The organism is Streptomyces sp. NPDC019224 (assembly GCF_040632605.1).
Taxonomy (GTDB): Bacteria; Actinomycetota; Actinomycetes; order Streptomycetales; family Streptomycetaceae; genus Streptomyces.
Genome location: NZ_JBEYCF010000041.1, coordinates 1 through 25477, shown reverse-complemented (window position 1 = coordinate 25477; position 25477 = coordinate 1). Strand labels below are relative to the sequence as shown.

26 protein-coding genes are annotated in these 25477 nt (G+C 70.8%); 22 read left to right on the top strand and 4 right to left on the bottom strand.

Annotation, left to right across the window (positions count from 1 at the left end; translation table 11 throughout):
• The first annotated feature begins 15 nt into the window (after positions 1-15).
• Genes ABZ564_RS23650 through ABZ564_RS23600 form a run of 11 tightly spaced genes read left to right on the top strand, consistent with a single transcriptional unit; the run spans position 16 to position 10713 of the window.
• A complete protein-coding gene (locus tag ABZ564_RS23650) occupies positions 16-969 on the top strand; it encodes an ACP S-malonyltransferase (RefSeq protein WP_360859879.1) in 954 nt (317 codons plus the stop codon).
• Positions 970-1004: 35 nt separating this feature from the next.
• Positions 1005-2567, top strand: coding sequence for an acyl-CoA carboxylase subunit beta (locus tag ABZ564_RS23645; protein WP_360859876.1), 1563 nt, complete (start codon positions 1005-1007; stop codon positions 2565-2567).
• A gap of 26 nt (positions 2568-2593) precedes the next feature.
• The gene (locus ABZ564_RS23640; protein ID WP_360859873.1) at positions 2594-2839 is read left to right on the top strand and encodes an acyl-CoA carboxylase subunit epsilon; all 246 of its coding nucleotides are present in this window, start codon (positions 2594-2596) and stop codon (positions 2837-2839) included.
• A complete protein-coding gene (locus ABZ564_RS23635) occupies positions 2836-3903 on the top strand; it encodes a glucose-1-phosphate thymidylyltransferase (RefSeq protein WP_360859870.1) in 1068 nt (355 codons plus the stop codon). The genes ABZ564_RS23640 and ABZ564_RS23635 overlap by 4 nt, the downstream gene beginning before the upstream one ends.
• Positions 3900-4889 (top strand): dTDP-glucose 4,6-dehydratase, encoded by a 990-nt coding sequence (rfbB, locus tag ABZ564_RS23630; RefSeq protein WP_360859867.1) that lies wholly within the window; start codon positions 3900-3902, stop codon positions 4887-4889. The genes ABZ564_RS23635 and rfbB overlap by 4 nt, the downstream gene beginning before the upstream one ends.
• Complete coding sequence (locus ABZ564_RS23625) at positions 4886-5809, top strand: NAD-dependent epimerase/dehydratase (RefSeq protein ID WP_360859864.1); 924 nt, start codon at positions 4886-4888, stop codon at positions 5807-5809. The genes rfbB and ABZ564_RS23625 overlap by 4 nt, the downstream gene beginning before the upstream one ends.
• A gap of 43 nt (positions 5810-5852) precedes the next feature.
• Positions 5853-7157 (top strand): lipopolysaccharide biosynthesis protein RfbH, encoded by a 1305-nt coding sequence (gene rfbH / locus ABZ564_RS23620; RefSeq protein ID WP_360859861.1) that lies wholly within the window; start codon positions 5853-5855, stop codon positions 7155-7157.
• Positions 7154-8536, top strand: coding sequence for an NDP-hexose 2,3-dehydratase family protein (locus ABZ564_RS23615; RefSeq protein WP_360859858.1), 1383 nt, complete (start codon positions 7154-7156; stop codon positions 8534-8536). The genes rfbH and ABZ564_RS23615 overlap by 4 nt, the downstream gene beginning before the upstream one ends.
• Positions 8533-9504 carry a Gfo/Idh/MocA family oxidoreductase gene (locus tag ABZ564_RS23610; protein WP_360859855.1) on the top strand — a complete coding sequence of 324 codons (972 nt, stop codon included), beginning with the start codon at positions 8533-8535 and terminating at the stop codon, positions 9502-9504. Before ABZ564_RS23615 ends, ABZ564_RS23610 begins: the two co-directional genes overlap by 4 nt.
• Complete coding sequence (locus tag ABZ564_RS23605) at positions 9497-9640, top strand: hypothetical protein (RefSeq protein WP_360859853.1); 144 nt, start codon at positions 9497-9499, stop codon at positions 9638-9640. The genes ABZ564_RS23610 and ABZ564_RS23605 overlap by 8 nt, the downstream gene beginning before the upstream one ends.
• A gap of 53 nt (positions 9641-9693) precedes the next feature.
• Positions 9694-10713 (top strand): alpha/beta fold hydrolase, encoded by a 1020-nt coding sequence (locus ABZ564_RS23600; protein WP_360859850.1) that lies wholly within the window; start codon positions 9694-9696, stop codon positions 10711-10713.
• A 164-nt stretch (positions 10714-10877) separates the two neighbouring features.
• Here the strand turns inward: ABZ564_RS23600 and ABZ564_RS23595 are convergent, their stop codons facing one another.
• Positions 10878-11105 (bottom strand): hypothetical protein, encoded by a 228-nt coding sequence (locus ABZ564_RS23595; protein ID WP_360859995.1) that lies wholly within the window; start codon positions 11103-11105, stop codon positions 10878-10880.
• Between ABZ564_RS23595 and ABZ564_RS23590 the strand changes: the two genes are divergently transcribed.
• The 8 genes from ABZ564_RS23590 (at position 10998) to ABZ564_RS23555 (ending at position 18916) form a co-directional block, all read left to right on the top strand.
• Entirely contained in the window at positions 10998-11432 is a 435-nt protein-coding gene (locus tag ABZ564_RS23590) for a nuclear transport factor 2 family protein (RefSeq protein WP_360859989.1), read from the top strand. The two genes, ABZ564_RS23595 and ABZ564_RS23590, sit on opposite strands and share 108 nt — an antisense overlap.
• A gap of 145 nt (positions 11433-11577) precedes the next feature.
• Positions 11578-13044 carry an MDR family MFS transporter gene (locus tag ABZ564_RS23585; RefSeq protein WP_360859986.1) on the top strand — a complete coding sequence of 489 codons (1467 nt, stop codon included), beginning with the start codon at positions 11578-11580 and terminating at the stop codon, positions 13042-13044.
• A 52-nt stretch (positions 13045-13096) separates the two neighbouring features.
• Positions 13097-14155, top strand: coding sequence for a ketoacyl-ACP synthase III family protein (locus ABZ564_RS23580; RefSeq protein WP_360859847.1), 1059 nt, complete (start codon positions 13097-13099; stop codon positions 14153-14155).
• Between the two features lie 67 nt (positions 14156-14222).
• On the top strand, positions 14223-14816 hold the full coding sequence (locus tag ABZ564_RS23575) for an NAD(P)H-dependent oxidoreductase (protein ID WP_360859845.1): 594 nt from the start codon (positions 14223-14225) through the stop codon (positions 14814-14816).
• A 99-nt stretch (positions 14817-14915) separates the two neighbouring features.
• Positions 14916-15791 carry a hypothetical protein gene (locus ABZ564_RS23570; protein WP_360859842.1) on the top strand — a complete coding sequence of 292 codons (876 nt, stop codon included), beginning with the start codon at positions 14916-14918 and terminating at the stop codon, positions 15789-15791.
• Between the two features lie 41 nt (positions 15792-15832).
• Positions 15833-16981, top strand: coding sequence for a nucleotide disphospho-sugar-binding domain-containing protein (locus ABZ564_RS23565; protein WP_360859839.1), 1149 nt, complete (start codon positions 15833-15835; stop codon positions 16979-16981).
• Between the two features lie 25 nt (positions 16982-17006).
• Entirely contained in the window at positions 17007-18332 is a 1326-nt protein-coding gene (locus tag ABZ564_RS23560) for a nucleotide disphospho-sugar-binding domain-containing protein (protein WP_360859836.1), read from the top strand.
• Positions 18329-18916, top strand: coding sequence for a DsbA family oxidoreductase (locus ABZ564_RS23555; protein WP_360859832.1), 588 nt, complete (start codon positions 18329-18331; stop codon positions 18914-18916). Before ABZ564_RS23560 ends, ABZ564_RS23555 begins: the two co-directional genes overlap by 4 nt.
• A 181-nt stretch (positions 18917-19097) precedes the next feature.
• Here ABZ564_RS23555 and ABZ564_RS23550 read toward each other — a convergent pair whose 3' ends face one another.
• The 3 genes from ABZ564_RS23550 to ABZ564_RS23540 all read right to left on the bottom strand — a co-directional run bounded on the left by ABZ564_RS23550 (position 19098) and on the right by ABZ564_RS23540 (position 20612).
• A complete protein-coding gene (locus ABZ564_RS23550) occupies positions 19098-19634 on the bottom strand; it encodes a helicase associated domain-containing protein (RefSeq protein ID WP_360859829.1) in 537 nt (178 codons plus the stop codon).
• A 273-nt stretch (positions 19635-19907) separates the two neighbouring features.
• Positions 19908-20150: a hypothetical protein gene (locus tag ABZ564_RS23545; protein WP_360859826.1), complete on the bottom strand. Its 243-nt coding sequence runs from the start codon at positions 20148-20150 to the stop codon at positions 19908-19910.
• Between the two features lie 69 nt (positions 20151-20219).
• Positions 20220-20612 (bottom strand): hypothetical protein, encoded by a 393-nt coding sequence (locus ABZ564_RS23540; protein ID WP_360859822.1) that lies wholly within the window; start codon positions 20610-20612, stop codon positions 20220-20222.
• Between the two features lie 610 nt (positions 20613-21222).
• Here ABZ564_RS23540 and ABZ564_RS23535 point away from each other — a divergent pair.
• From ABZ564_RS23535 to ABZ564_RS23525, 3 genes are all read left to right on the top strand, one after another.
• Entirely contained in the window at positions 21223-21699 is a 477-nt protein-coding gene (locus tag ABZ564_RS23535) for a hypothetical protein (RefSeq protein ID WP_360859819.1), read from the top strand.
• A 176-nt stretch (positions 21700-21875) separates the two neighbouring features.
• Complete coding sequence (locus ABZ564_RS23530; protein ID WP_360859816.1) at positions 21876-22448, top strand: transcriptional regulator; 573 nt, start codon at positions 21876-21878, stop codon at positions 22446-22448.
• An 84-nt stretch (positions 22449-22532) separates the two neighbouring features.
• Complete coding sequence (locus tag ABZ564_RS23525) at positions 22533-25031, top strand: Helicase associated domain protein (RefSeq protein WP_360859813.1); 2499 nt, start codon at positions 22533-22535, stop codon at positions 25029-25031.
• The last annotated feature ends 446 nt before the right edge of the window (positions 25032-25477 follow it).

Genomic DNA, 25477 nt, shown 5'->3' with positions numbered 1-25477 from the left:
AAGGAAGTGATCAGGATGACCGGTACCGCATTTGTCTTCCCCGGGCAGGGCTCCGCCCGCGTCGGCATGGGCCAGGCCGTGCTCGACGCCCGGCCCGAACTGGCCGCCGCCTACCACCGGGTGGCCGAGCAGCACCTCGGCATCCCGCTGGCGCGGCTGTGCCGCAGCGGGCCCGCCCGGCACCTCGCCGACCCGGCCGTCGCCCAGCCGGCCGTCCTCGTCACGGGCCTGGTCACCTGGGAACTGCTGCGCTCGCGCGGCATCGAGCCCACGGTGGTCGCCGGCCACAGCCTGGGGGAGTACGCCGCCCTGGTCGCCGCGGGATCCCTGCGCTGGACCGACGCGCTGGCCCTCGTCCGGCTGCGCGGCGAACTCGTCGCCACCGTCGACGACCGGCTGCCCGGCGGCTCGGTCGCCGTCGTCGGCCTCGACCGGGGCCAGGTGGCCGACCTGTGCGAGGAAGCGGCCGAGGCCACCGGCGAGCTGCTGGAGATCGGCGCCGACAACGCGCCGGACCAGGCCGTGGTCGTCGGCCGGCGCGGCGCGCTCGACCACTTCGCCCGGCGGGCCCGGCAGGCCGGGGCGCTGCGTGTGGCCGAGCTGCGGGCCGGCGGCCCCTTCCACTCCAGCCTGCTGCGCGAGATCGAGGCGGAGTTCGCCGAGGCGCTCGACGACACCGACTTCCGCGACCCGCGCATCCCGGTCGTCTCGAGTGTCACCGCGCGGCCCGTCACCACCGCCGCCGAGGCCGTCGACGCCCTGCGCCGGCAGCTGACCAGCCCGGTGCGCTGGCGCGAGACCTTGCTGCGGCTGCGCTCACTGGGCGCCGAACGGTTCGTCGAGAGCGGCCCCGGCCTCGTGCTCGGCGGGCTGATCCGCTCGATCGACCCCGGCGCCCGCGTCCACGCCGGCGCCAACTCCCGCCAACTCGGCCTCACCCAGGACCGGTTGGCACCGGCCGCCGTCTGATCACCGACTTCTTACCAAGGAGAGTGGGGAACACCATGTCCGCGAGCGAGACGACGATACGGGCCCGGGTCGAGGAGCTGACGCAGCTCAAGGAGACGGCGCGCGCCGGAGACGCCGCCGCCACCGAACGCCAGCACGCCAAGGGCAAGCTCACCGCGCACGAGCGCGTCCAGCTCCTGCTCGACAAGGGCTCGTTCAACGAGGTCGAGACCCTGCGCCGGCACCGCGCCACCGGCTTCGGCCTGGAGTTCAGGAAGCCGCACAGCGACGGCGTCGTGACCGGCTGGGGCACCGTCCACGGCCGCACCGTCTTCGTCTACGCCCATGACTTCCGCATCTTCGGCGGCGCGCTCGGTGAGGCGCACGCCCAGAAGATCCACAAGATCATGGACCTGGCCGAGGCCGCCGGAGCCCCCCTGGTCTCCCTCAACGACGGCGCGGGCGCCCGCATCCAGGAGGGCGTCACCGCGCTCGCCGGCTACGGCGGCATCTTCCAGCGCAACACCAAGGCCTCGGGCGTCATCCCGCAGATCAGCGTGATGCTCGGCCCGTGCGCGGGCGGCGCCGCCTACAGCCCCGCCCTCACGGACTTCGTCTTCATGGTCCGCGAGACCTCGCAGATGTTCATCACCGGACCCGACGTCGTCAAGGCCGTGACCGGCGAGGAGATCACCCAGAACGGCCTGGGCGGCGCCGACGTGCACGCCGGCACCTCGGGCGTCGCGCACTTCGCGTACGACGACGAGGAGCACTGCATCGAGGACGTGCGCTACCTGCTGTCGCTGCTGCCCGCCAACAACCGCGAACTGTCCCCGGTGGAGCGCACCAGCGACCCGGCCGACCGGCTCAACGAGGCGCTGATCGACCTGGTCCCGGCCGACCCCGGCCAGGCGTACGACATGCGCAAGGTCATCGAGGAGGTCGTCGACGACGGCGAGTACTTCGAGGTGCACCCGGCCTGGGCGCCCAACCTCGTGTGCGCGTTCAGCCGCCTCGACGGGCACGTCGTCGGCATCGTCGCCAACCAGCCCGCCGCCATGGCCGGCGTCCTGGACATCGAGGCCTCCGAGAAGGGCGCGCGCTTCGTCCAGTTCTGCGACGCGTTCAACATCCCGCTGATCACCCTCGTCGACGTGCCCGGCTTCCTGCCCGGCGTCGACCAGGAGCACAACGGCGTCATCCGGCGCGGCGCCAAACTCCTGTACGCCTACTGCAACGCCACCGTGCCGCGCATCTCCCTCGTCGTCCGCAAGGCGTACGGCGGCGCCTACATCGTCATGGACTCCCGCTCCATCGGCGCCGACCTCGCGCTCGCCTGGCCCACCAACGAGATCGCCGTGATGGGCGCCGAGGGCGCCGCCAACGTCGTGTTCCGGCGCGAGATCAACGCCGCCGACGACCCGGAGGCCGTGCGCGCCGAGCGCATCCAGGAGTACAAGGACGAGCTCATGCACCCCTACTACGCGGCCGAGCGCGGGCTGATCGACGACGTCATCGACCCGCGCGAGACCCGCTCCGTGCTGATCCGCTCGCTGGAGATGCTGCGCGCCAAGCACGCCGAACTGCCCTCGCGCAAGCACGGCAACCCGCCGCAGTGAACCCGCCCGCAGTGAAGGAGTCCCACGTGACCGTCCCCGCCTGTGCACCGGCCGAGCTCATCCGGGTCGAGAAGGGAGCCCCCACCCCGGAGGAACTGGCCGCGATCACCGTGGCCCTGATCGCCACGCGCGGCAGCGGCCAGGAGAACGACGTGGCACTCGGGCCCGACCACCCGCTCGCCGCCTGGCGCCGCCCCGACCGCATGTCCGGGCACCGCGATGCCCGCAGCTGGCAAACCCCCGTCATGGGGCGAAAGGATCAACTGTCATGAAGGCACTGGTGTTGTCGGGCGGGTCCGGGACCCGTCTGCGCCCCTTCAGCTACTCCATGCCCAAACAGCTCATCCCGATAGCCAACAAGCCGGTCCTCGAGCACGTCCTCGACAACCTGCGGGAGGTGGGCGTCGACGAGGTCGGCATCATCGTCGGCGACCGCGCCGCCCAGATCGAGGCGGTGATCGGGGACGGCTCCCGGCTCGGCCTGAAGGTCACCTACATCCGCCAGGACCTGCCGCTGGGCCTCGCGCACTGTGTGACGCTGGCCCGCGAGTTCCTCGGCGACGACGACTTCGTGATGTACCTGGGCGACAACATGCTGCCCGACGGCGTCGCGGACATCGCCCGCGAGTTCACCCGCCGGCGCCCCGCCGCCCAGATCGTCGTGCACAAGGTCGCCGACCCGCGCGCCTTCGGCGTCGCCGAGCTGGACGCCGACGGACGCGTGGAGCGGCTCGTCGAGAAGCCCGAGCGGCCGCGCAGCGACCTCGCCCTGATCGGCGTGTACTTCTTCACGCCCGCCATCCACGAGGCGGTCGCCTCGATCGCCCCGAGCGCCCGGGGCGAACTGGAGATCACCGACGCGATTCAGTGGCTCGTCGAGCACGGCACCGACGTCAAGGCCAGCGTGTACGACGGCTACTGGAAGGACACCGGCCGGGCCGACGACGTCCTCGACTGCAACCGCAAGCTCCTGGAGAGCCTCGTACCGGCGGTGCGCGGCGACGTCGACGAGGCCTCCGTCCTGATCGGGCCGGTCGTCGTCGAGGAGGGCGCCCGCGTCGTCGGCTCGCGCATCGAGGGCCCGGCCGTTATCGCGGCCGGCACCCTCGTCGAGCACAGCCACATCGGCCCGTACACCTCCGTGGGCCGCGACTGCGTGCTGCGCCGCACCCACCTGGCCTCCTCCATCGCCCTGGACGGCGCCACCGTCACCGACGTACGGGGCCTGCACGGCTCCCTCATCGGCCGGATGGCCAGCATCGGCCCCGCGGACGTGGGCAGTTCCCATCACCGGCTGGTCGTCGGCGACCACACACAGATCGAGGTGGCGGCATGAAGATCCTGGTCACGGGCGGCGCCGGGTTCATCGGCTCGCACTACACACGCACCCTGCTCGACGGCGGCTACCCGGGCTACGAGGACGCCCACGTCACCGTCCTCGACAAGATGACCTACGCCGGGAACCGCGACAACCTGCCCGCCGCGCACGAGCGGCTCACCTTCGTCCAGGGCGACGTCTGCGACCTGGACCTGCTGCTCGACCTGCTGCCCGGACACGACGCGGTCGTGCACTTCGCGGCCGAGTCGCACGTCGACCGGTCCGTCGCCTCCGCCGCCGACTTCGTCCTCACCAACGTGGGCGGCACCCAGACCCTCCTGGAGGCCTGCCTGCGCACCGGCATCGCCCGGATCGTGCACGTCTCCACCGACGAGGTGTACGGCACCATCGACGAGGGCTCGTGGACCGAGCAGTGGCCGCTGCGGCCCAACTCGCCCTACGCCGCGTCCAAGGCGTCCGCCGACCTGATCGCCCGGTCGTACTGGCGCACCCACGGCCTGGACCTGTCGATCACCCGCTGCTCCAACAACTACGGGCCCTACCAGCACCCCGAGAAGCTCATCCCGCTGTTCGTGACCAACCTGCTGGAGGGCACCCCGCTGCCGCTGTACGGCGATGGCCGCAACATCCGCGAATGGCTGCACGTCGACGACCACTGCCGGGCCGTCCAGCTGGTCCTGGCCGGCGGCCGGGCCGGCGAGGTGTACAACGTCGGCGGCGGCAACGAGCAGACCAACCGGGACATCACCGAGCGCCTGCTGGGGCTGTGCGACGCGGACTGGTCGCAGGTCCGGCACGTCGCCGACCGCAAGGGGCACGACCTGCGCTACTCGCTCGACGAGTCCAAGATCCGCGACGAGCTGGGCTACGCACCGCGCGTCGACTTCGCCCGGGGCCTGGCCGAGACCGTCGCCTGGTACCAGGACAACCCGTACTGGTGGAAGGCGGCCAAGGACCGGACGGCCCGGACGGCCCGGACGTGAACCGCTCGGTCGTGGTCCTGGGCGCCACCGGCTTCCTGGGCCGGCACGTCGCCGGCGCCTTCGAGGAGGCCGGCGACCGGGTGCTGCGCGTCTCGCGCAGCGCACCGCCCGGCGGCGCGCCCGGCCGCGCCGCCCTCGACCTGACCGCGGCCGGTCCGGGAGAGCTCGCCGCGTTCCTCGCGGCGCACCGGCCCGACGTCGTGGTCAACGCGGCGGGCACCGTGTGGCAGGCCGACGAGGAGCGGATGCGCGCGCTCAACGACACGTTCGTGCGCCGTCTCGTCGGCGTGCTGCCGGCCCTGCCGACGGCTCCGCGCCTCGTCCAGCTCGGCAGCGTCCACGAGTACGGCCCGGTGCCCGAGGGCACCTTGATCACCGAGGACCGTGCGCCGGCCCCCGTCGGCACGTACGGCCGCACCAAACTCCGCGGCACCGAGCAGGTCCTGGCCGCGGCCCGCGACGGCCTCGACGCCGTCGTGGTCCGGGTCACCAACGCGTGCGGCCCGGGCGCGCCGGAGCAGAGCCTGCCGGGGAAGGTGGCCTCCCACCTCGCCCGCCAGGCCGAGCGGCGCCGGCCCGTCGGCGAGCTGCGGCTGGCCCCGCTGCGGGCCCGCCGGGACTTCGTCGACGTACGGGATGTCGCCGATGCCGTCGTCGCCGCGGCCGAGCCGAGGCCCGGGACCGCGGGCCGGGTCTTCAACGTGGCCCGCGGCGAGGCCGTAGCCGCCCGGCGGCTGGTGGACCGGATGATCGAGCTGAGCGGCCTCACCGTCCGGCTCGTCGAACAGGCCCCCGCCGACCCGGTCCGCTCCGCCGCCGACTGGCAGCAGGCCGACATCACCCTCGCCCGGTGCCTGCTGGGCTGGCGGCCCCGACGCGGCCTCGACGCGTCCCTGCGCGACCTGCTCGCCTCCGTGTGAGCCCCGAAACCCTTTTCCCGCCTCACAAGTCAGGAAGTCAACGATGAGCGTCCACAAGGAACTCGTACTCGACGAGGTCCGCAAGTACCACCAGGACACCCGGCCCGACGGTGTCTTCGTGCCCGGGGTGACGGAGATCTGGCCCTCCGGCGCGGTCCTCGAGGAGGACGACCGGGTCGCCCTGGTCGAGGCGGCCCTGGAGATGCGGATCGCGGCGGGCCGCAGCTCGCGCCAGTTCGAGTCCCGGTTCGCGCGGCGCCTGAAACGGCGCAAGGCGCATCTGACGAACTCGGGCTCGTCCGCGAACCTGCTGGCGACGACGGCGCTGACCTCGCACCTGCTGGAGGACCGGCGGCTGCGCCCCGGCGACGAGGTCATCACGGTGGCCGCCGGATTCCCGACCACCGTCAACCCGATCCTGCAGAACGGCCTCGTGCCGGTCTTCGTCGACGTCGACCTGGGCACCTACAACACGACCGCCGACCGGGTCGCCCAGGCCATCGGCCCCAGGACCCGGGCCATCATCATCGCCCATGCGCTCGGCAACCCCTTCGAGGTCGCGGAGATAGCCCAGCTCGCCGAGGACCACGACCTGTTCCTCATCGAGGACAACTGCGACGCCGTCGGCGCGCTCTACGACGGCAAGCTCACCGGCACCTTCGGCGACCTGACGACGGTCAGCTTCTACCCGGCGCACCACCTGACGATGGGCGAGGGCGGCTGCGTCCTCACCTCGAACCTGGCCCTCGCGCGGATCGTGGAGTCGCTGCGCGACTGGGGCCGGGACTGCTGGTGCGAGCCGGGCGAGTCCAACAAGTGCCTCAAGCGGTTCAAGTACCAGATGGGCACGCTGCCGGCCGGCTACGACCACAAGTACATTTTCTCGCACGTCGGATACAACCTGAAGGCGACCGACCTGCAGGCCGCGCTCGGCCTGACCCAGCTGGGCAAGCTCGACGGCTTCATCGAGGCCCGCAAGGCCAACTGGCAGCGGCTGCGCGACGGTCTGGCCGACGTGCCGCACCTGATCCTGCCGCGGGCCACCGAGAACAGCGACCCCAGCTGGTTCGGCTTCGTGCTCACCGTCGAGCCGGACGCGCCGTTCAGCCGGGCCGCGCTGGTCGACTTCCTGGAGGACCGCAAGATCGGCACCCGCCGCCTGTTCGCCGGCAACCTGACCCGCCACCCGGCCTACCACGACCAGCCGCACCGCATCGTGGGCGACCTCGCCAACAGCGACATCATCACCGAGCAGACCTTCTGGATCGGCGTCTACCCGGGGCTGACCGACGAGATGCTCGACTACATGATCGCCTCGGTGAAGGAATTCGTGGAGGCCAACTCGTGACCGCGCCCGCCGCCGAGACGCTTCTCACCGCCCGCCACGACCCCGGCCTGCCCGCCCGGATCGCCCGCTCGGCCGCCGCCACCACCGGAGCGCACCTGCGCACCGAGGAGGTCACGCCGTGGCTGGACGGCCGCCGCCGCGCGCACCGCTTCGCCGTCGAGAAGATCCCGTTCGGCGAGCTCGAGGGTTGGTCCTTCGAGGAGGGCACCGGCAATCTCGTCCACGCCAGCGGCCGCTTCTTCTCCGTGGAGGGCCTGCGGGTCGGCGCGGACGACGCGACCTGGCACCAGCCGGTCATCAAGCAGCCCGAGGTCGGGATCCTCGGCATCGTCGTCAAGGAGTTCGACGGCGTCCTGCACTTCCTGATGCAGGCCAAGATGGAGCCGGGCAACCCCAACCTGCTCCAGCTGTCGCCGACCGTGCAGGCCACCCGCAGCAACTACACCAAGGTGCACAAGGGCGCCGACGTGAAGTACATCGAGTACTTCGTGCAATCGGACCGCGGCCGCGTCCTCGCCGACGCGCTCCAGTCCGAACACGGCTCCTGGTTCCTGCACAAGAGCAACCGCAACATGATCGTCGAGGCGCGGGGCGAGGTGCCCCTGCACGACGACTTCGTCTGGCTGACCCTCGGCCAGATCGGTCAGCTCCTGCGCCGCGACAACGTGGTGAACATGGACGCGCGCACGGTGCTCGCCTGCGCGCCGTTCCCGGACGACACGGACGCGGCCCTGCACTCGGACACCGAGCTGCTGTCCTGGTTCACCGCCGAGCGGGCCCGCCACGACCTGGCCGTCCAGCGCGTCCCGCTGAAGGACCTGCCCGGCTGGACGCAGGACGAGCACACCGTCAGCCACCGCGACGGCCGCTACTTCGACGTCGTCGCCGTCCGCGTCGAGGCCGGCAGCCGCGAGGTCACCGGCTGGACGCAGCCCCTGTTCGAGCCGGTCGGACTCGGTGTCGCCGCCTTCCTGACCCGCACCTTCGACGGCGTACCGCACGTCCTGGCGCACGCGCGCGTCGAGGCCGGGTTCCTCGACACGACGGAGCTCGGCCCCACCGTCCAGTACACCCCGGGCAACTACGCCCACCTGCACGGCGGGGACCGGCCGCCGTTCCTCGACCTCGTCCTCGACGCGCCCGCCGACCGGATCCGCTACGCGGCCGTGCACGCCGAGGAGGGCGGCCGGTTCCTCAACGCCGAGAGCCGCTACCTGATCGTCGAGGCCGACGAGGACACGGCACCGCTGGACGCGCCGCCCGGCTACCGCTGGGTCACGCCCGCCCAGCTCACCTCGCTCGTCCGGCACGGGCACTACGTCAACGTGCAGGGCCGCACCCTGCTGGCCTGCCTCAACGCGATGCGGACCCCGGCGTGAGACCACCCCTGAGGATCGGAGTCCTGGGCTGCGCGGACATCGCGCTGCGCCGCATGCTGCCGGCCATGGCCGCGGCCGACGACGTCGAGATCGCTGCCGTCGCCAGCCGGGACGCGGCACGGGCCCGCGAGGCCGCCGGGCGTTTCGGCACCCGCCCGGTGCACGGCTACGCCGCGCTGCTCGAGCGCTCCGACGTGGACGCGGTCTACATCCCGCTGCCCGCCGCGCTGCACGCCACCTGGACCGAGGCCGCGCTGCGCGCGGGCAAGCACGTCCTCGCGGAGAAGCCGCTCACCACGGACCTGGAACGCACCCGCGACCTGCTCGCCCTGGCCGCCGAGTCGCACCTGGTCCTCACCGAGAACGTGCTGTTCGTCCACCACCCGCAGCACGCGACGGTACGGCAATGGGTCGCCGACGGCCTGATCGGTGAACTGCGCTCCTTCCAGGCCGAGTTCGCGATCCCGAAGCTGCCCGGCACCGACATCCGATACGACGCCGGGCTCGGCGGCGGCGCCCTCCTCGACACCGGCGTCTACCCGGTCCGCGCGGCGCTGCACTTCCTCGGCCCCGAGCTGGACGTCGTCGGCGCCACGCTGCACGGCACCGCCGGACACACCGTGGACACCGCGGGCTCCGCGCTGCTCAGGCGCCCCGACGGGGTCACGGCCCACCTCACGTTCGGCCTCGACCACGGCTACAGCTCGCGCTACCTGCTGTGGGGGAGCGCCGGACGCATCACCGTCGACCGGGCCTTCACACCCCCCGCCGGCCACCGGCCGCAGGTACGCGTCGAGCTCCGCTCCGGAACACGGACGGAAGTCCTGCCCGCCGCCGACCAAGTCGCCGCGGTCGTAAGGTCGTTCGTCCGGTCGGTGGCCGACAAGGCGCGCGGCGACGACGACACCCTGCACCAGGCCCGCCTGGTCCGCGACATCGGTGCCTCGGCGGCGGTGCGCCGTGGCTGACACCGCCAGGGCGCAGCCGGACCGGCCGAAGGCCGGGACCCGGAGCACCGGAGCGTGCGCCCCGATCCACGAACTCGTACGCCGACGTATCGCCTGGAGCGTGGCCGCCGCCGCGCCGCTGCGCAGACCGCGCTGACCGGCACGGCCGCACCACCACCCGGCCCTTGAGCACCCAGGAGCCTGGACTTCATGACCGATCCCCGCACTTCCGGTGCTCCGGAGGTAAGCGAACTCGTCCTCGACGTGGACGGCATCCCGTACTCGGCGCTGCTCGCCGAGCCGGCCGGAGCGCCCCGGGCGGTCGTCGTCGCGATCCACGGCGGCGGCATGAGCGCCGCCTACTTCGACAGCCGCGCCCGCCCCGGACTGTCCCTGCTGGCCCTCGGGGCGCAGCTCGGCTACACCGTGCTGGCCGTCGACCGGCCCGGCTACGGGCGCTCCGCCGAGCACCTGCCGGACGGCCAGACGGTCACCGACCAGGCCACCACCCTGCACGGGATCCTGGCCGCCTTCGCCGAGAGGCACGACGTGGGAGCGGGCTTCTTCCTGCTCGCACACTCCAACGGGGGCAAGCTCGCCCTGGCCGCCGCGGCGGCCGACGAGGGCGGCGCGCTGCTGGGCCTCGACATCTCCGGTCTCGGCAGCCGGCTCGCCGTCGGCCCGCACCAGCTGCCCGGCCTCGACGGGCACGGCGACTGGCGCCGGCACTGGGGCTCGCTGCGCCTCTACCCGCCCGACGCCTTCCGGCTCGCCCGCGACCTGATCTCGCCCGTGCCGCTGCACGAGTCCCATCAGGGGCCGCTGTGGCCGGACCTGTACCCGGGCATCGCGGCGTTCGTCACCGTGCCGGTCCGCTTCACGTTCGCGGAGCAGGAGAGGTGGTGGGAGTTCGACGAGGACGCCCTCGCCGAACTGCGCCGCCCGCTGTCCGCGGCCGACGTGAGCGTCGACCACCAGCCGAACGCGGGCCACAACATCAGCCTCGGCTGGGCGGCGCGCAGTTACCACCTGAGGGCCATCGGCTTTCTGGAGGACTGTCTCGTGCGCACGCAGGCAGCACCGCCCACCGTCAACGTCACCGGGAGGAACGATGGACACGCAAGCACGGCAGGAAGAGGACGGGACACGGCCGGCGCTGCTGGCGGGGGAGGAGCAGGAGGTCCCCGACCGCTGCATCTTCCGGGGAATCGACTGACGCGCACTGTCTGACACTTCTCTGACGTAGTTCCTCGAAAAATGACAGAGCTCTGTAATGGGCGCTATTGATACGGGTTGCCGACTCCGGGATCCTGGAAGGGTCAACGGGTGCGGAATGAGGGGGGCATAGTTGATTCCGCGTGACTCCTGACCAGCTGAACCCAATGTCAAGGGAGTTATTCGGGATGGGTGTAGCCGAAAAAGGCCAGCAAGATGTCGCGCTCCCCCTCCGGCGGTTCGCCGCAGAGATAGAGGAGCTGCAGAGCACGGTGCGCGAGTTGAGCGATCGTGCCGAAATCAGCCGGCTCATCGATCGTTATATCGTTCTCCTCGATATCCAGGACGAGAACGGATTCGACAGCAGCTGGCCGTCCACGATATTCACCGAGGATGTTCGGATGCATTTTCCGATCGGTACGGTGAAAGGCATCGAGAAGGTCGCCGAATTCCACCACGCGGCCAAGGTCAGGTTCGACCGGACGCTGCACGTGGGCGCCAGTCACGACATCGCCCTGGCCGGCGACACGGCACGGGTGCGGATGCACGTGGTCGCCACCCATGTCCACGCGCCGCTGCCCGGGCAGGCGGACCGGATCGGCCCGCTGTTCGACATCGGCGGCTACTACAGCGGCGAGGCCGTGCGCACCCGGAACGGCTGGCGGCTGCGCGAGTGGGGCTTCCGTCTCGTCTGGGCCGACGGTCCCGGACCGGACGGCACCCCGGTGATGTGAACACGCGTGCTTGACCTCAAGCGCACTTGAGGGTGGAGCGTCGGTGTTGAAGCGACGGATCCACCCCCCCACCTTGGAGAACGGTGTGACGACGAATGAAGTGAAGCCTCCCGTACGGCAGCTGTACTGGATCCTGGCAGCCCTCATGACTGCCATGGTGCTGGCGATGCTCGACGGCCTGATCGTCGGCACCGCGATGCCGACGATCGTCGCCGACCTCGGCGGCCTCGACCACCTGTCGTGGGTCGTCACCGCCTACACCCTCACCACCGCGGCCTCCACGCCGATCTGGGGCAAGCTCGGCGACATGTACGGACGCAAGGGCATCTTCCTCACGTCCGTGGTCATCTTCCTGGCCGGCTCGGCGCTCGCCGGGATGTCCCAGGACATGGGCCAGCTGATCGCCCTGCGCGCCCTGCAGGGCCTGGGCGGCGGCGGCCTCATGGTCGGCGCCCTCGCCACCATCGGCGACCTCATCCCCATGCGGGAACGCGGCCGCTACCAAGGCATGCTGGCCACGGTCATGGGCGTCTCCATGGTCGCCGGACCCCTCGTCGGCGGCGTGATCACCGACCACCTCGGCTGGCGCTGGGCCTTCTACATCAACGTACCGATCGGCATCGTCGTCCTGATCACCCTGGCGCTCGTGCTCAAGCTGCCCAAGAAGCGGGCCAAGGCCAGGATCGACTACCTCGGGGCCGCACTGCTGACCGTCAGCATCGTCTCCCTCGTCCTGCTGTCCACCTGGGGCGGAACGCGCTACGCCTGGGCCTCGGCGCCCATCGTCGGGCTGGCCGTCCTCGGGGCGCTCGCCCTCGCCGCGTTCGTGGCGGCCGAGCGCCGGGCCGCCGAACCGGTCATCCCGCTGCGGGTGTTCCGCAGCTCCAACTTCTCCCTGATCACAGGGGTCGGCTTCTTCGCCGGCTTCGTCATGTTCGGCGCGATGACCTACCTGCCGGTGTTCCAGCAGAGCGTCCAGGGCGCCTCGGCCACCGACTCCGGCCTGCTGCTGCTCCCGGTGGTCATCGCGATGACAGCCGTCGGCATGATCGGCGGCCGACGGATCACGGAAAGCGGTCGCTTCAGTCGCTACGTACTGATCGGCACCGCCCTGATGACCATCGGCCTCGCCCTGTTCGCCCTGATGGGAGCTGGCACCTCCGCAGTCACCTCCTCGCTGTACATGGTGGTCTACGGCGCCGGCGCCGGGTTCATCACCCGCACCACGCTGCTCGTCTCGCAGAACAACGTGGAGGCGCGCGACCTCGGCGTGGCCTCCTCCACCGCCACCCTCATCCGCACCATCGGCGGTGCCTTCGGCGTCGCCGTGATGGGCACCGTGTTCACCTCCTCCATCGACACCGGGGCGAACGGAGCGCACGCCCAACTGGACGCCGCCTCGCTGGCCCGCATGTCCGAGGCCGCCCGCTCGACCTACACCCACGCCGTGGTCAGCGGCTCGCACAAGGCCTTCGTCCTGGCCGCGGTGATCGCCGCCGCCGGCTTCGTCACCGCCTGGTTCCTCAAGGACGTCCCCCTCGCGGACGGGAACACGCCCCAGGCGACCCGACCGGCCGCCCCGCTCGCCAAGCACAACGCGAGCACGGACTGAGCACCCGGCCGCGCACCCCCGATCCCCTCCTTTGTCCCCCAACCCTGGACAGGTGAAGCAAGTGCAGTGGAGTGACGTCTACATCTCCGCGGCGGCGGCATCCCTCGCCCCGCCCGAGAGCGTCGCCGACGCCGTCCGCCAAGGGCGCTGCGACGCGCGGGAGGCCGAGCTTCAGGACTACGCCCACATCAGCGTCGCGGCCGACGGACAGAACCCCGCCGACATGGCCGTGGCCGCGGGCCGCCTCGCGATGGAGCGCTCCGGCCGCACCGGCGCCGACGTGGAACTGCTCATGCACGCGAGCGTCGGCTTCCAGGGCATCGACCACTGGAGCCCCGCCGCCTACATACAGAACCGGACCGTCGGCGGGCGCGCCGCCGCCTTCGAGGTGAAGCAGGCCTCCAACGGCGCGCTCGTCGCCCTCAACCTGGCCGCCGCACACGTCACTTCGGCCGCGTCGTCGTCGGCGGTGCTGATCACCACCGGCGACACCTACCCCCTGCCCGTCTTCGACCGCTACCGCTCCGACCAGGGCACGGTCCGCGCCGACGGCAGCGCGGCCATGCTGGTGACCCGCGGCCACGGCGTCGCCCGCGTCCTGTCGACGTCCCTGGTCGGCGACGCCACGCACGAGGAGATCCACCGGGCCGGCCAGCAGTGGACGACGACCCCCGGCGAGGCCGGCTGGCCCGTCGACCTGCGCGCCCGCAAGGAGGGGTACCTGCGCACCGACGCGCAGCCCGGGCACGCCGTCTCGCAGACCCTGCTCGGCGGCAACGCGGAAGCCCTGCGGATCGCGCTGGCCGACGCCAAGACGAGCCTCGACGACCTTGAGGTCCTGGTGCTGCCGAACCTCGGCCGGCAGGCCGCCGACCGCATGTTCCGCCTCACCGAACAGGGCATCGGCTTCTCCCGCACCTGCTGGGACTGGGGCCGCGACGTCGGCCACATCGGCGCCGGCGACCAACTGGCCGCCCTCGCCCACCTCTTCGAGACCCGCCGGGTGCACATCGGCGACCGGATCGCCCTGTGCGGCCTCGGCAGCGGATTCACCTTCGGCTGCGCCGTCCTGGAGATCACCGCCGAGCCCGACTGGTCTCCGTCGGCCTGAACCGCCCGACCCCGCACGCACCCCCACACACCAGACGCACGCACCGTGCGCCGTAGGAAGGAAACCCATGAGCAACGCCCCCCTCAAGCTGGCCGTCATCATCGGCAGTGTCAGGGACGGCCGGTTCGGCCCGACCGTCGCCCGGTGGTTCGCCGGCCAGGCCGAGCAGCGGACCGACCTCGACGTCGACCTCATCGACCTCGCCGAGTTCCCGCTGCCGCTGGTCATGCCGTCGTTCGGGCAGAAGCCCGACGCGCGGACCGCCGAGATCCACGCCGCGCTCGGCGAGCGCCTCGGCGCGGCCGACGCCTTCGTCGTCGTCACGCCCGAGTACAACCACACCGTCGCGCCCGCCCTGGCCAACACGATCAACTGGTACAAGGCGCCGTGGGAGGCCAAGCCCGTCGGCCTGATCTCCTACGGCGGCATGGGCGGCGGCCTGCGCGCCGCGGAGCACCTGCGGCAGATCTTCGCCGAGCTGCACGCCATCACGGTGCGCGACATGCTCAGCTTCCACAACGCCTGGACCAGCTTCCACGAGGACGGCGAGGCGGTCAGCCCCGAGGGCAGCGAGGCCGCCGCCAAGGGCCTGCTCGACCAGCTGTCCTGGTGGGGCGAGACCCTGCGGTACGCCCGCGCCACCCGCCCCTACCAGGCCTGACCCGCCGGCGGCCCACACCCTCTCGACGGCCGGCCCGGACCCACGGGCCGGCCGTCGCAGTGTCCGCCCGCACCCCACCCCGTCAGGAGGACCCCGCTCATGCCCACGCAGCTGCCCGTACGGCAGTGCCAGAGCGTGCTCAACACCATCCACTCCACGGTCTACTTCAGCCCGGACCACGACGGGGAGATGGCGGCGTTCGGCGTGACCGACCCCATGGCCTGCTACCTGGCCGGCCGCGCCGCCGCACTCGGGCCGGTCGGCCCCGGCGTCGTCACCGCCGCGTTCTACAGCTTCCGGCACGACATGATCGGCGGGCACCTGCCCGCCCTGTGGCAGCGCATCACGCCCGAGGAGGCGACGGCCGCCCGGACCCGCGCCGCCGACCTCACCCTGCGCCGCGTCCTCGGCCCCGAGGCGATCGGCTCCTCCGCGATGCGCCGGGCCGCGCTGCTGGCGCTGCGCGCCACGGAGGGCGGCACCCGCCACGGGCGGACCCTGTACGCCGCCCTCGCCGACCAGCCGGTGCCCGAGGAGCCGCACCTCGCCCTGTGGCACGCGGCCACCCTGCTGCGCGAACACCGCGGCGACAGCCACATCGGGGCACTGACCGCCGCGGACCTGGACGGCATCGAGGCGCTCGTCTCGCACAGCGCCAGTGACACCGGTATGCCGCGCGACGTGGTGATGACCAAGCGGGGCTGGACCGAGGGGGACTGGACGGCCGCCGAGCGGCGCCTGAACGAGCGCGGACTCCTGGACGCCGACGGCCGCCTCACCGGACAGGGCCGCACCCTGCGCGAGGACCTGGAGCACGACACCGACCGGCGCGACCGCGCGCCCTACGAGCACCTCGGCGCCGACGGCGCGGCCGAACTCACACGACTCGCGGGGGAGTTCGTCGCCGCGGCGGCCGCCGGCGGCGCCTTCCCGCCGTTCCTCGTCGACCTGTTCGCCCCCGCACGGCGCGGCTGACCCGCACACCGACCCGGACCCACCAGGAGAGACGACCCGACATGCGCATCCTCTTCATCGCGGGGGCCAGCTCGGCCACCGTGTTCGCGCTCGCACCCCTGGCCACGGCCGCACGCCAGGCCGGACACGAAGTGATCATGGCGGCCACGCAGGAGATGACCCCGGTCATCACCGGAGTCGGCCTGCCCGCCGTCCCCGTCACCGCCAAGACCATCCCCGACTTCCTCCTGCGGGACCGCGCCGGGAACCCCGTCCCCGTACCCACCACCCCCGCCGCCCAGATGCACCACACAGGCGGCTGGTTCGCCCGGATGGCCGTCGACAGCCTGCCCGCGCTCGACGAGCTGTCCGCCGCCTGGCACCCCGACCTCGTCGTCGGCGGCACCCTGTCCTACGCGGCCCCGCTGCTGGCCACCCGCCTCGGCGTGCCCTGCGTACGACACGCGTGGGACGCCATGGAGTACGCGGCGATGGACGCCGGAGCCGAGGACGAACTGGCGCCGGAACTCGCCGCGGCGGGGCTGACCGCACTGCCCGCGCCCGACCTGTTCATCGACATCAGCCCGCCGTCCGTCCGCCCCGACCACGACCTGCCGATCCAGCCGATGCGCTGGACCCCCGGCAACGCCCAGCGGCAGCTGGAGCCCTGGATGTACACCAAGGGCGACCGGCCGCGCATCTGCCTGACCTCCGGCAGCCGGGTCGCCAGCGGCCAGGAGGTCGACCGCAACTACACGTTCCTGCGCGCCATGGTCGAGGAGTTCGCCGCGCTCGGCGCCGAACTCGTCGTGGCCGCACCGGAGAAGGCCGCCCAGGGACTGCGCCAGGAGACCACCGGCGCACGCATCGGCTGGGTCCCGCTCGACGTGCTCGCCCCCACCTGCGACGTGATCGTCCACCACGGCGGCGGAGTCACCGCACTGACCGCCGCCAACGCGGGCGTACCGCAGGTGATCGTGCCGAAGGCCGCCAACTTCGCCGCCGCCGCCCACCGCCTCGCCGACCGCGGCGGCGCCGTCGTGCTCGGCGAGGACGAGGACGCGCCCCGCACCATCGCCAAGGCCGCCGGCCACATCGTCGGCGAGCCGGCCTACCGCGCCGCCGCCCGGAACCTGGCCGACGAGATCGCCGGGATGCCCCTGCCGTCGACCGTCGTCGCGGCCCTGGAACAGCTTTGCAGACAGCCCTGACCCCCCGGCCGGAACGGACCGAACCATGCGCGTACTGATCGCCGCCTTCCCCCTCGCGTCCCACCTGTATCCCCTCGTACCGCTGGCCTGGGCCCTGCAGTCCGCCGGACACACCGTGACCGTCGCCACCCAACCCGGCCTCCTGAAACCCGACATGACCGAGATGGCCGCCGGGGCCGGCCTCACCGTCGTCCCGCTCGGGGTGCGGGAGGACCTGCTGCCCATGGGACGGGCCCGCCTGTCCGGACAGCACCCCGAACTCGCCCCCGACGCCCTCGCGGTGGACCCCGAGCACCTCGACGACTGGCGGACCACCCGCGCCGGCATGGCCTTCCAGTGGGCGATGAACTACGCGCTGGACGCCCCCGCCGACGGCGGCCGCCCCGTCGTGGACCACCTCGTCGACCTCGTACGCGACACGGAACCCGACCTCGTCCTGTGGGACCCCCTGTGCTTCCCCGCGGCGATGGCGGCCAGAGCCGCCGGCGTCGCCCACGGACGGGTGCTCTTCGGCAACGACAACGTCGCGCACATCAGGGCCCTGTCCCTCGCCGACTGCGCCCGCACCGGCACCGACCCCGCGCACGACCCGCTCATCACCTGGATGGACCCGCTGCTGCGCCGCCACGGCCTCGACTACACCGAGGAGATCCTGCTCGGCCAGTGGACCGTGGACATCCTGCGCACGGGACGACGCGCCCGCCACGACCTTCCCGGCCTGACGTACCTGCCCGTGCGCGCGGTCCCCTACAACGGCTCCACCGTGCTCCCGCCCTGGCTGGTCCAGCCCCCTCGGTCGCCGCGCGTCTGCCTCACCCTGGGCCAGACCAGCCGCCCCCTGGTGCGCTTCGGCCGCACCGACGTGTCCGTCGCCGACCTGATCGCCGCGGCCGAAGGGCTCGACATCGAACTCGTCGCGACCCTCAACGCCGACCAGCTGGCCCAGGTCGGCCGGCTCCCCGACAACGTACGCGTCATCGACTACCTGCCGCTCAACGCCGTCCTGCCCAGCTGCGCCGCGATCGTCCACCACGGCGGCGCCGGCACCGTGGCCGCCGCGGTGGCCCACCGCGTACCGCAGGTCATCGTGCCCAACGAGCGCTGGGACGAGATCAGCCAGGCGCGCTACATCGCCGAGCGCGGCGCCGGCCTCGTCCTGCCGCCGACCGAACTCACCCCGGACGCACTGCGCGAGAAGCTGCAACAGGTGCTGTGCCACCCCTGGGCCAGACAGGGCGCGCACCGCCTGCACCAGGACACCCTCAGCGCACCCACCCCCGCCGAACTCGTGCCCACCCTCGAACGTCTGGCGGCCCGGCCGGACCAGCCCCTCACCAAGGAGACCCCGTGAACGTCCAGGTAGTCATCGACATCGCCTGCGCCCACTCCTACGTCGCCGTGACCCGCCTGTACCGGGCGGCCGGCACACTGCGCGCCAAGGGAGAGGAGATCACCATCTCCTTCCTGCCGTTCCAGCTCGCACCCCACGCCTCGGGCACGGCCACCCCGCTGATCGAGGCCCTGGAGCGGCACCTCGGGCAGGGCGTGCGCGAGAGCATCGAGTGGATGGCGACCGAGGCCCGCGGCGACGGACTCACCCTGGACTACGAACGGGCCCTCGCCACCAACACGTTCGAGAGCCACCGGCTGCTCGCCCTTGCCGGCGCCCAGGGACGTCAGGAACCCATGGCCGAGCGGCTGTTCCGGGCCCACTTCACCGAAGGCCTCGACATCGGCGACCCGGCCGTCCTCGCCCGCCTCGCCGACGAGACCGGCGTCACCTTCGACGACACCGGACGCGCCGAACTGGAGGCCGAGCTGGCCCGGGTGCGCTCCCTCGGCATCACCGGCGTACCCGTCTTCTTCTTCGAGAACGGCAAGGTGCTCAGCGGTTCGCAGAGCGAGCAGACGCTGACGGCGGCCCTGACGACCTGACACAGGGCTTTCGCCCACGCCGCACACGCTGATGAGTGGCATCACCCGGGCATGAGCGGGCCATCGATCCGGGGTGGGCGACGGTTCTCACACCAGGCATCGGCTTGGCGGGTGCGCTGGGCGGCTCGCTGCTGGGCACGCAGGCGGCGATCAAGGGCGTGCGGGACGCGGACTCCGCGCGTCAGATGCTCGGGATTGTGGAACTGGCCGAACGAGTCTCGCCGGCCTCGGTCGGCACGGTGCCGCCGCCGGCTGTGTGGATGCGTACGAGCCGGAAGTTGCGTTGCCAGGCGCTGTCCCACGCGGTCGGGCACCACTCAGCATCGATCTCCTCCAACGCCTCCCGCCGTGACTCGGGCAGCGCCCCGGCCTCCGAGCCGACCGGCTCGCCCGCTGCGCGGCGGGCCTCGAGCTCGTCAGCGAGCTTTGCTGCTGCCCGCTGTGCTTTGGCCCAGTTCCCGACGGGGTAGCCGTTCCACACCGCCCCCACCGGCGGCAGGAAATGCCCGTGCACGCTCGCCCACTTCCGCCCGGCTGCGAGGCCTTCTCCGAAGGCGAGGTCCTGGTGCGACCACACCATCCCCAGCGCACCCAGCTCAGCGGCCCGCTCCCGCTCCAACCGCCCCGCCCTAAAAGCCGTGCGCTGCGTCTTCAGCCACACCCCGAGCGGGAACCCGCCCGGCGACCACACCTCGGGAGTGACGTAGTCGTACGCCACCCGCAGCTGCTGCGCACCGGTCTCTCTCCTGGGCTCTGATCCACTTCTTGTGGAGCGGTGACAGGGCGTCATAACCGGCTGGCAGGATGGCCCTTTGTGTGATTGCAGCGTGTTCTCGGTGTTCTCCGCGGCGTTCTCTCATCTGTCGTCCGTGGTGGTGGACGAGGTCAGTACGGACGGCGGCGGGATATCTCTCATGGCACGAACGGGTGGCGGCCCTGGGCGAGGAGGTCGGCGCGAGCGACCGGACCCTGTTCCGAGGCTGGGCGGGCTCTAGGCGATGGTGGCGTTGAAGAAGATGACGCCTGCGCCGGAGGCACTTGCGCCGGTCAGTACGGCGGTGGCTGGGTCGGCGTCTCCGAGTGCGGCCACGGTTCCGGCGCCGATACCCACGAGCACGCCCAGAAGCAGGATGAGGGCAGAGCGTTGGCTCAGCAGCGGGTCTCGGTCGTTGTGCACATGCGGCTCCCAGCCTCGTGCGCGAAGCGGCGGTACGGCCACCACCACGATGAGCATCGATAGTAGCGAAGCAGAGAGGTGTGAGCAATATTGAGTTCGTGGCGGTTCCGGGGAGACGCCGGTCGCTTAGCGTCGGCGGAGCGTCTGAAGGAGTTCACCGCTGTCGTCGAGAGCCCAGAAGCCCCAGCCGTTGCGATTGGGCTTCACGTGCGGCTTGAGTGCCTGCAGGACCGCACTGGCCGCCCCGCTGGGTGTGCGGTACGCGCCGGCCGCCGGGCCCTCGGTGATCGTGAGCGCCTGGGTTGCGGGATCGTACAGGCCGGGGATGTGCACTCCGTCGTAAATGGCATGGACGGCAACCCGGTTGCCTGCGGGGGCGGATGGGGCTGTGGCGGGGGAGGGGCGCTGGAAGTGATCGACCAACCGGCGCACCGCCTCCCCGGGGGTGACGTCCCAGGCGCGGGCGAGCAGGGTGATCTGAGTGTGGGTGACATCGTCCACCGTGATGTTCTTGGGCATGGGGACAGTTTACATCCGAGTGAGAGAATATGAGGAAAATTGAGAGCCTCTTTTCCAGCTGACTGCCGACGGCGACCGGGAGCACTGTGGCCCTGTGTTTCCCCGGCGATGCCTGCCTGATCCCGGGCGGGGCGTCATGGATGGACCGGGCACTGATGCGGCGGACAACGCCGGAATCCGCTGACGGCACTGGCGCCCGCGGCTGGTTGCGCTCCTCTGTCTTGTTGATCATGTTGCCGGGAGACGGCGGGTGGGTAGGTGGGGGTTGGCGGGAGCAAACGGAGGGGAAGCGGCTGCTGGTGACGATGCCTGTGACGACTCGCCATCGAAGGGACGACGCCAGCTGCGGACGTTGTGGAGCTCGGCCTGGCCAGCCTCGGCGCCGCCAGGGCCCGCAACGACCAGGCCCTGTACGAACTCGCGCTGACCGGCCTGATAAGGCATCACCTACGCACGGATGAGCACCTTCACTCACATCCCCCAAGACGACCTGGTCCAGCGGGTCGAGGACTACCACCGCCTCATGACGACCTGAACCGCAGTCGCGCCCCGCAGCACGGCCGAGAAGACGGAGCAGGAACCCACTACCAAGAAGACCGTGGAGAACACCATGACCAGCACTGACCACGCACACCCCAATGGAACACCTCCACAACGGCAGTTCAGCAGCCCTTCCGAGCTGTGCCTGCCCGACCTCCCGCGCCGTGCGGACGATGCCGTGCTGGACCAGCTGTTCTACGCCACGAGGGACAGATGCTTCGATCCCGAATGCCGCCCGATGCTGCTTGACCGCATCGCTAACGACGCGGTCGCGACACACAAACTGCTGGACTGGTCCTGCTGGATCGCCTCCGAGGTCTACGGCGGGCTTCCCGCAGAACTCGTAGACGAAGACGCGGCAGCGGACACCCTTTTCCGCCCTTCGGCCACCTTCATCCGGATCGCCGCCAAATACCACAAGCACCGAGAGGAAGGCAGCACCGTGTACAACGCGTGCAGCGTGGCACAGCGGCGGGAAGCAGCCGACAACGCCGTCACCCTGGTCGCCGGACTCGAGGTGTGGTGGACAGACTTTCTCTACCAGTGACCTGCCCTGGAACACGCCGCCTTCCAACAGCACGTTCCAAAGCGATGCAACCACCTGGGAACGGACATCACGCAGGAACCGGTCCTGCCGCCGACGCCTACCCCCAAGAACACCCATACCCATACCCGAGCCCGTAGGCTTACCAGCCAGGACCATAAGGAAGCGGAGCGGGGTAAGTGCCGGAACAGACACACGATTTCGGGCAATACGGCGCCGAAGGCGTCAAAGGCAGCGACCTCGTAGCACGCCGTCTGGACGACCTAGCCGACTTCATCGCCACCCCGATTACGACCTCGCGTGGCCTGACGGCGCGTCTGCACTACCTGACGAAGTCTCCCCGGAAACTGCAAGCAGCCCGCACCGCCGGCCTGACAGTCACCGACCGCACCCTGAAAGCCTGGCTGGCCGGCACACAACACCCCACGAAAGCCAACCTGGAACGCATCGAGACCGCCTACCGCACGGTGCGCCGCCACAACATAGCCCGCCACCTCATCAAACGCCTCAACTCCAGCGGCGGAACCCGCGTAGAGATCCACCCTCTCAACCAGGCCCAAGTCCAAACACCGCACCAGCGCGTCATCGAGTACCGCAGGGTGAACGTGCGCCACTGGGAGAACATCGTGTCCGCGTGGGCCACCGGTGACCTCCGAGCCCTCGACGACATCTGGACCACCGATGTCCTCCCGGACCTGGGCTCCCAGTGGGGCCAGTACGAGTACGTGTCCAACATCGGCTTCGCTGCCTGAAGCCAGACAACCTTATCTGGGCCCAATCCAGGAACGAGAGGATAAAACAGCCCACTCCCCGCCGTCTGCCGAGGTCCCACTCCTATGCCAGCCCCCTCCGAACCCGAGGTCACGACCACACCCCCCGGCCCTCGCACCGCCACTCCCCGCCGGGTGCTGCGCCCAGATCAACAAGCGGCAGTGGACAGTGGGGCGCGCGGACTGAGAAAGCCCGGAACTCGGGGCCACATGGTCTCCGCCTGCGGCACAGGCAAGACACTGATCGCCCTGCGTACGGCCGAGGCCCTCGACGTCCGGTTCCTGCTGGTAGTGGTGCCCTCGAGGGACCTGATCGGCCAGTGGGCGGCCGCGGCCCGCGCGGACGGCCGGACCGAGTCTTTGATGGCGGTGTCGTCACTGAACGCGGACAAGCACCCCGCCCTCGCCGAGGCAGGAGCAAGCAGTACAGGATCGGGGGAGTACCTCGCGTACTGGCTGACCCAGCGCGCCAAGAAGAACGAGCAGGCGACGGTATTCGTCACCTTGGACTCCCTCCAGCGGATCGAGGAGACCCAGCACTCCGTCTTCCCGGCTCCAGCCTTCGACCTCGCGATCGTGGACGAGGCGCACCGCACCGCGGGCTCCTGGGACAAGGAATGGACCATGGTCCACGACTCCTCCCGGATCCGCACTGACCGCCGCCTGTACCTAACCGCCACACCCTATGAGTGGGAAGCGCCACGCCTGGCCGAGGCCCCGGACACCCGCCCGACCCCGAAGCGGACCGCGTCGACCGCACCACAGTGGGAGTCCCCGTCCCTGATCGCCTCCATGGACGACCCGAAAGTGTTCGGCCCTCGCCTGCACACCTACACCCACGCCCAAGCCATCGAGGACGGCATCCTCGCTGATTACCAGCTCCTCGTCCCCACCATCACCGACACCGACCTGCGCACCGTCCTGACCGACCCTCACGGCGCGCACACCGGCTTCGCCCCGACCGCGCGCCGAACGACCGCCCTGCACCTGGCAGTTCTCAAAGCGATGACCGAACACAATCTCAAGCATGTGATCGTCTACTTCCAACAGGTCGCCGACGCCGCAGACTTCGCCCGCCAGTTCCCCCACACCCTGCGCACCCTCCCACCCGAGCAACGCCCCTCCTGGGCCGGCACCCTGTCCGTCTCCTCGATCAACGGCAACCACACCCCCGACCAGCGCGCGAAACTCCTCGACCACTTCGCGAACGCCGACCGCGCCGTAATTTCCAACGCCCAAGTCCTGGGCGAGGGCATCGACTTGCCCGCCGTGGACGCGATCGTGTTCGCCTCCCGCACGCAAAGCGTGCGCCGCATCGTCCAGGCCCTAGGCCGCGCCCTACGCAAACCCCCCACCACCGACGTGAAGACCGCAAGCCTGATCATCCCCGCTTACACCCCACCCGACGCCGACCCCACCAACCTCCTCGACACTCCCTACGAAGCCCTCTGGCTCATCACCGCCGCGCTACGCCACCACGACCAGACCATCGCCGCCCGCGCCCCGCGCAAGACCACCGCGCACCGCCTGGACAACACCACCCACCGCCTTCTTACACGCCGGTTCCGCTTCGACTTCACCCTCGACCCCCAGGCGATCGCCCGCGCGATGGACATGCTGGCCTGGCCCTCCACCGGCGCGGTGCTCTCCGCACCCCGCCGCGCCGGTCTGGCAGCGGCCACCCGCTACCACGCCGAACACGGCCACCTGAAAGCCCCGGCTGACTACACCGACGCATACGGCTACCGCCTGGGAGCATTCATCGCAGGCCAACGCACCGCCCACCGCCGAGGCACCCTGACCACCGACTGGACTGCCGAACTCGAGAACCTCGGCATGATCTGGGACGAGAACGAAGCCGCCTTCGAGGGCAACATGACCCTCATCGAGACCTTCCACGCCGAACACGGCCACCTCGCCATCCCCGCCCAGGACCCCGGCGGCCAGTTCCTCGTCGACCAACGCGGCCTCGCCCGCAAAGGCAAACTCTCCGAAACCCGCCACACCCGCCTCACCGCCCTCGACGCCGACTGGCTCCTCCCTCACGGACCTGACTGGCACCGCAAGTACCACCTCCTGGCCCGCCACCTCCAGGACGGACACGACCCCACAACTCTGCACCGTGACAAGGTGATTGACGGCGTGAAGGCCGGCGCTTGGCTGCACCGCCAACTCACCACCTGGAACACCCTCAACCCCGGCCAACGCCACCTCCTGGCCCACCTCGGCCTCACCCCGGAGCACATCACCCTCACGACGAAGAAGACCACCACCGCCCCCGCCACGCCCAACGCTCCCCAGACCAGAAAGCGCCGCTCCTTCGAACAGACAGCCACATTGCTGCGCGCCTTCGTGGAACGTCACGACCGCCTTCCCGGAGCCCGGGAGGGGATCGAGGTGGACGGGGAGCGCGTCATGATCGGACCCTGGCTCTGCAAGGTCCGCACCGGCCAGAAGAACGGCCAACTCTCCGAGAAACGAAGCCAGTTGATCCAGAGTATCTTCCGCGAAGCCGGCGCTACCCCCGCCAAAGAGGAGCGTCCCGAAAACTCAGAGGTCCCGTAACTTTTTTGCCCACACTTCCGTAAGGAAGCACCCCGAAAGTGCTACCGTGGGTACGATGGAGGAGCCGCCTAACCTCGGGTCACCTCATCGAAACGAGAGTAGTTCGGAACCTCGAGGCCCAGCATTCAAGACTCCGAAGGCCCTCGAACGCGGCCGGCCACCGGCCCCTATAGCCAGCCTAGGAGTTCGCGGAGCGAGCTCCGTTGAGAGAGACCGCGGAGCGGGATCTCGTACGCTCGGCCGCAGAGCGGCCGACTGCGTCACGGAGTGACGCAGGGTCAGTGATGCGGAGCATCACGATGTATCCGTCGCGTAGCGACGGCGCGTTGTCTTCGCGGAGCGAAGCGCGCGACCGCAGCTGCGGCCGGTCCCAGAACACGGAGTAGCCCGTCGTGGTGTGGACGGGGGTGCTCGCCCCGTCCTTGTAGACGCGGTACGTGAGCGTC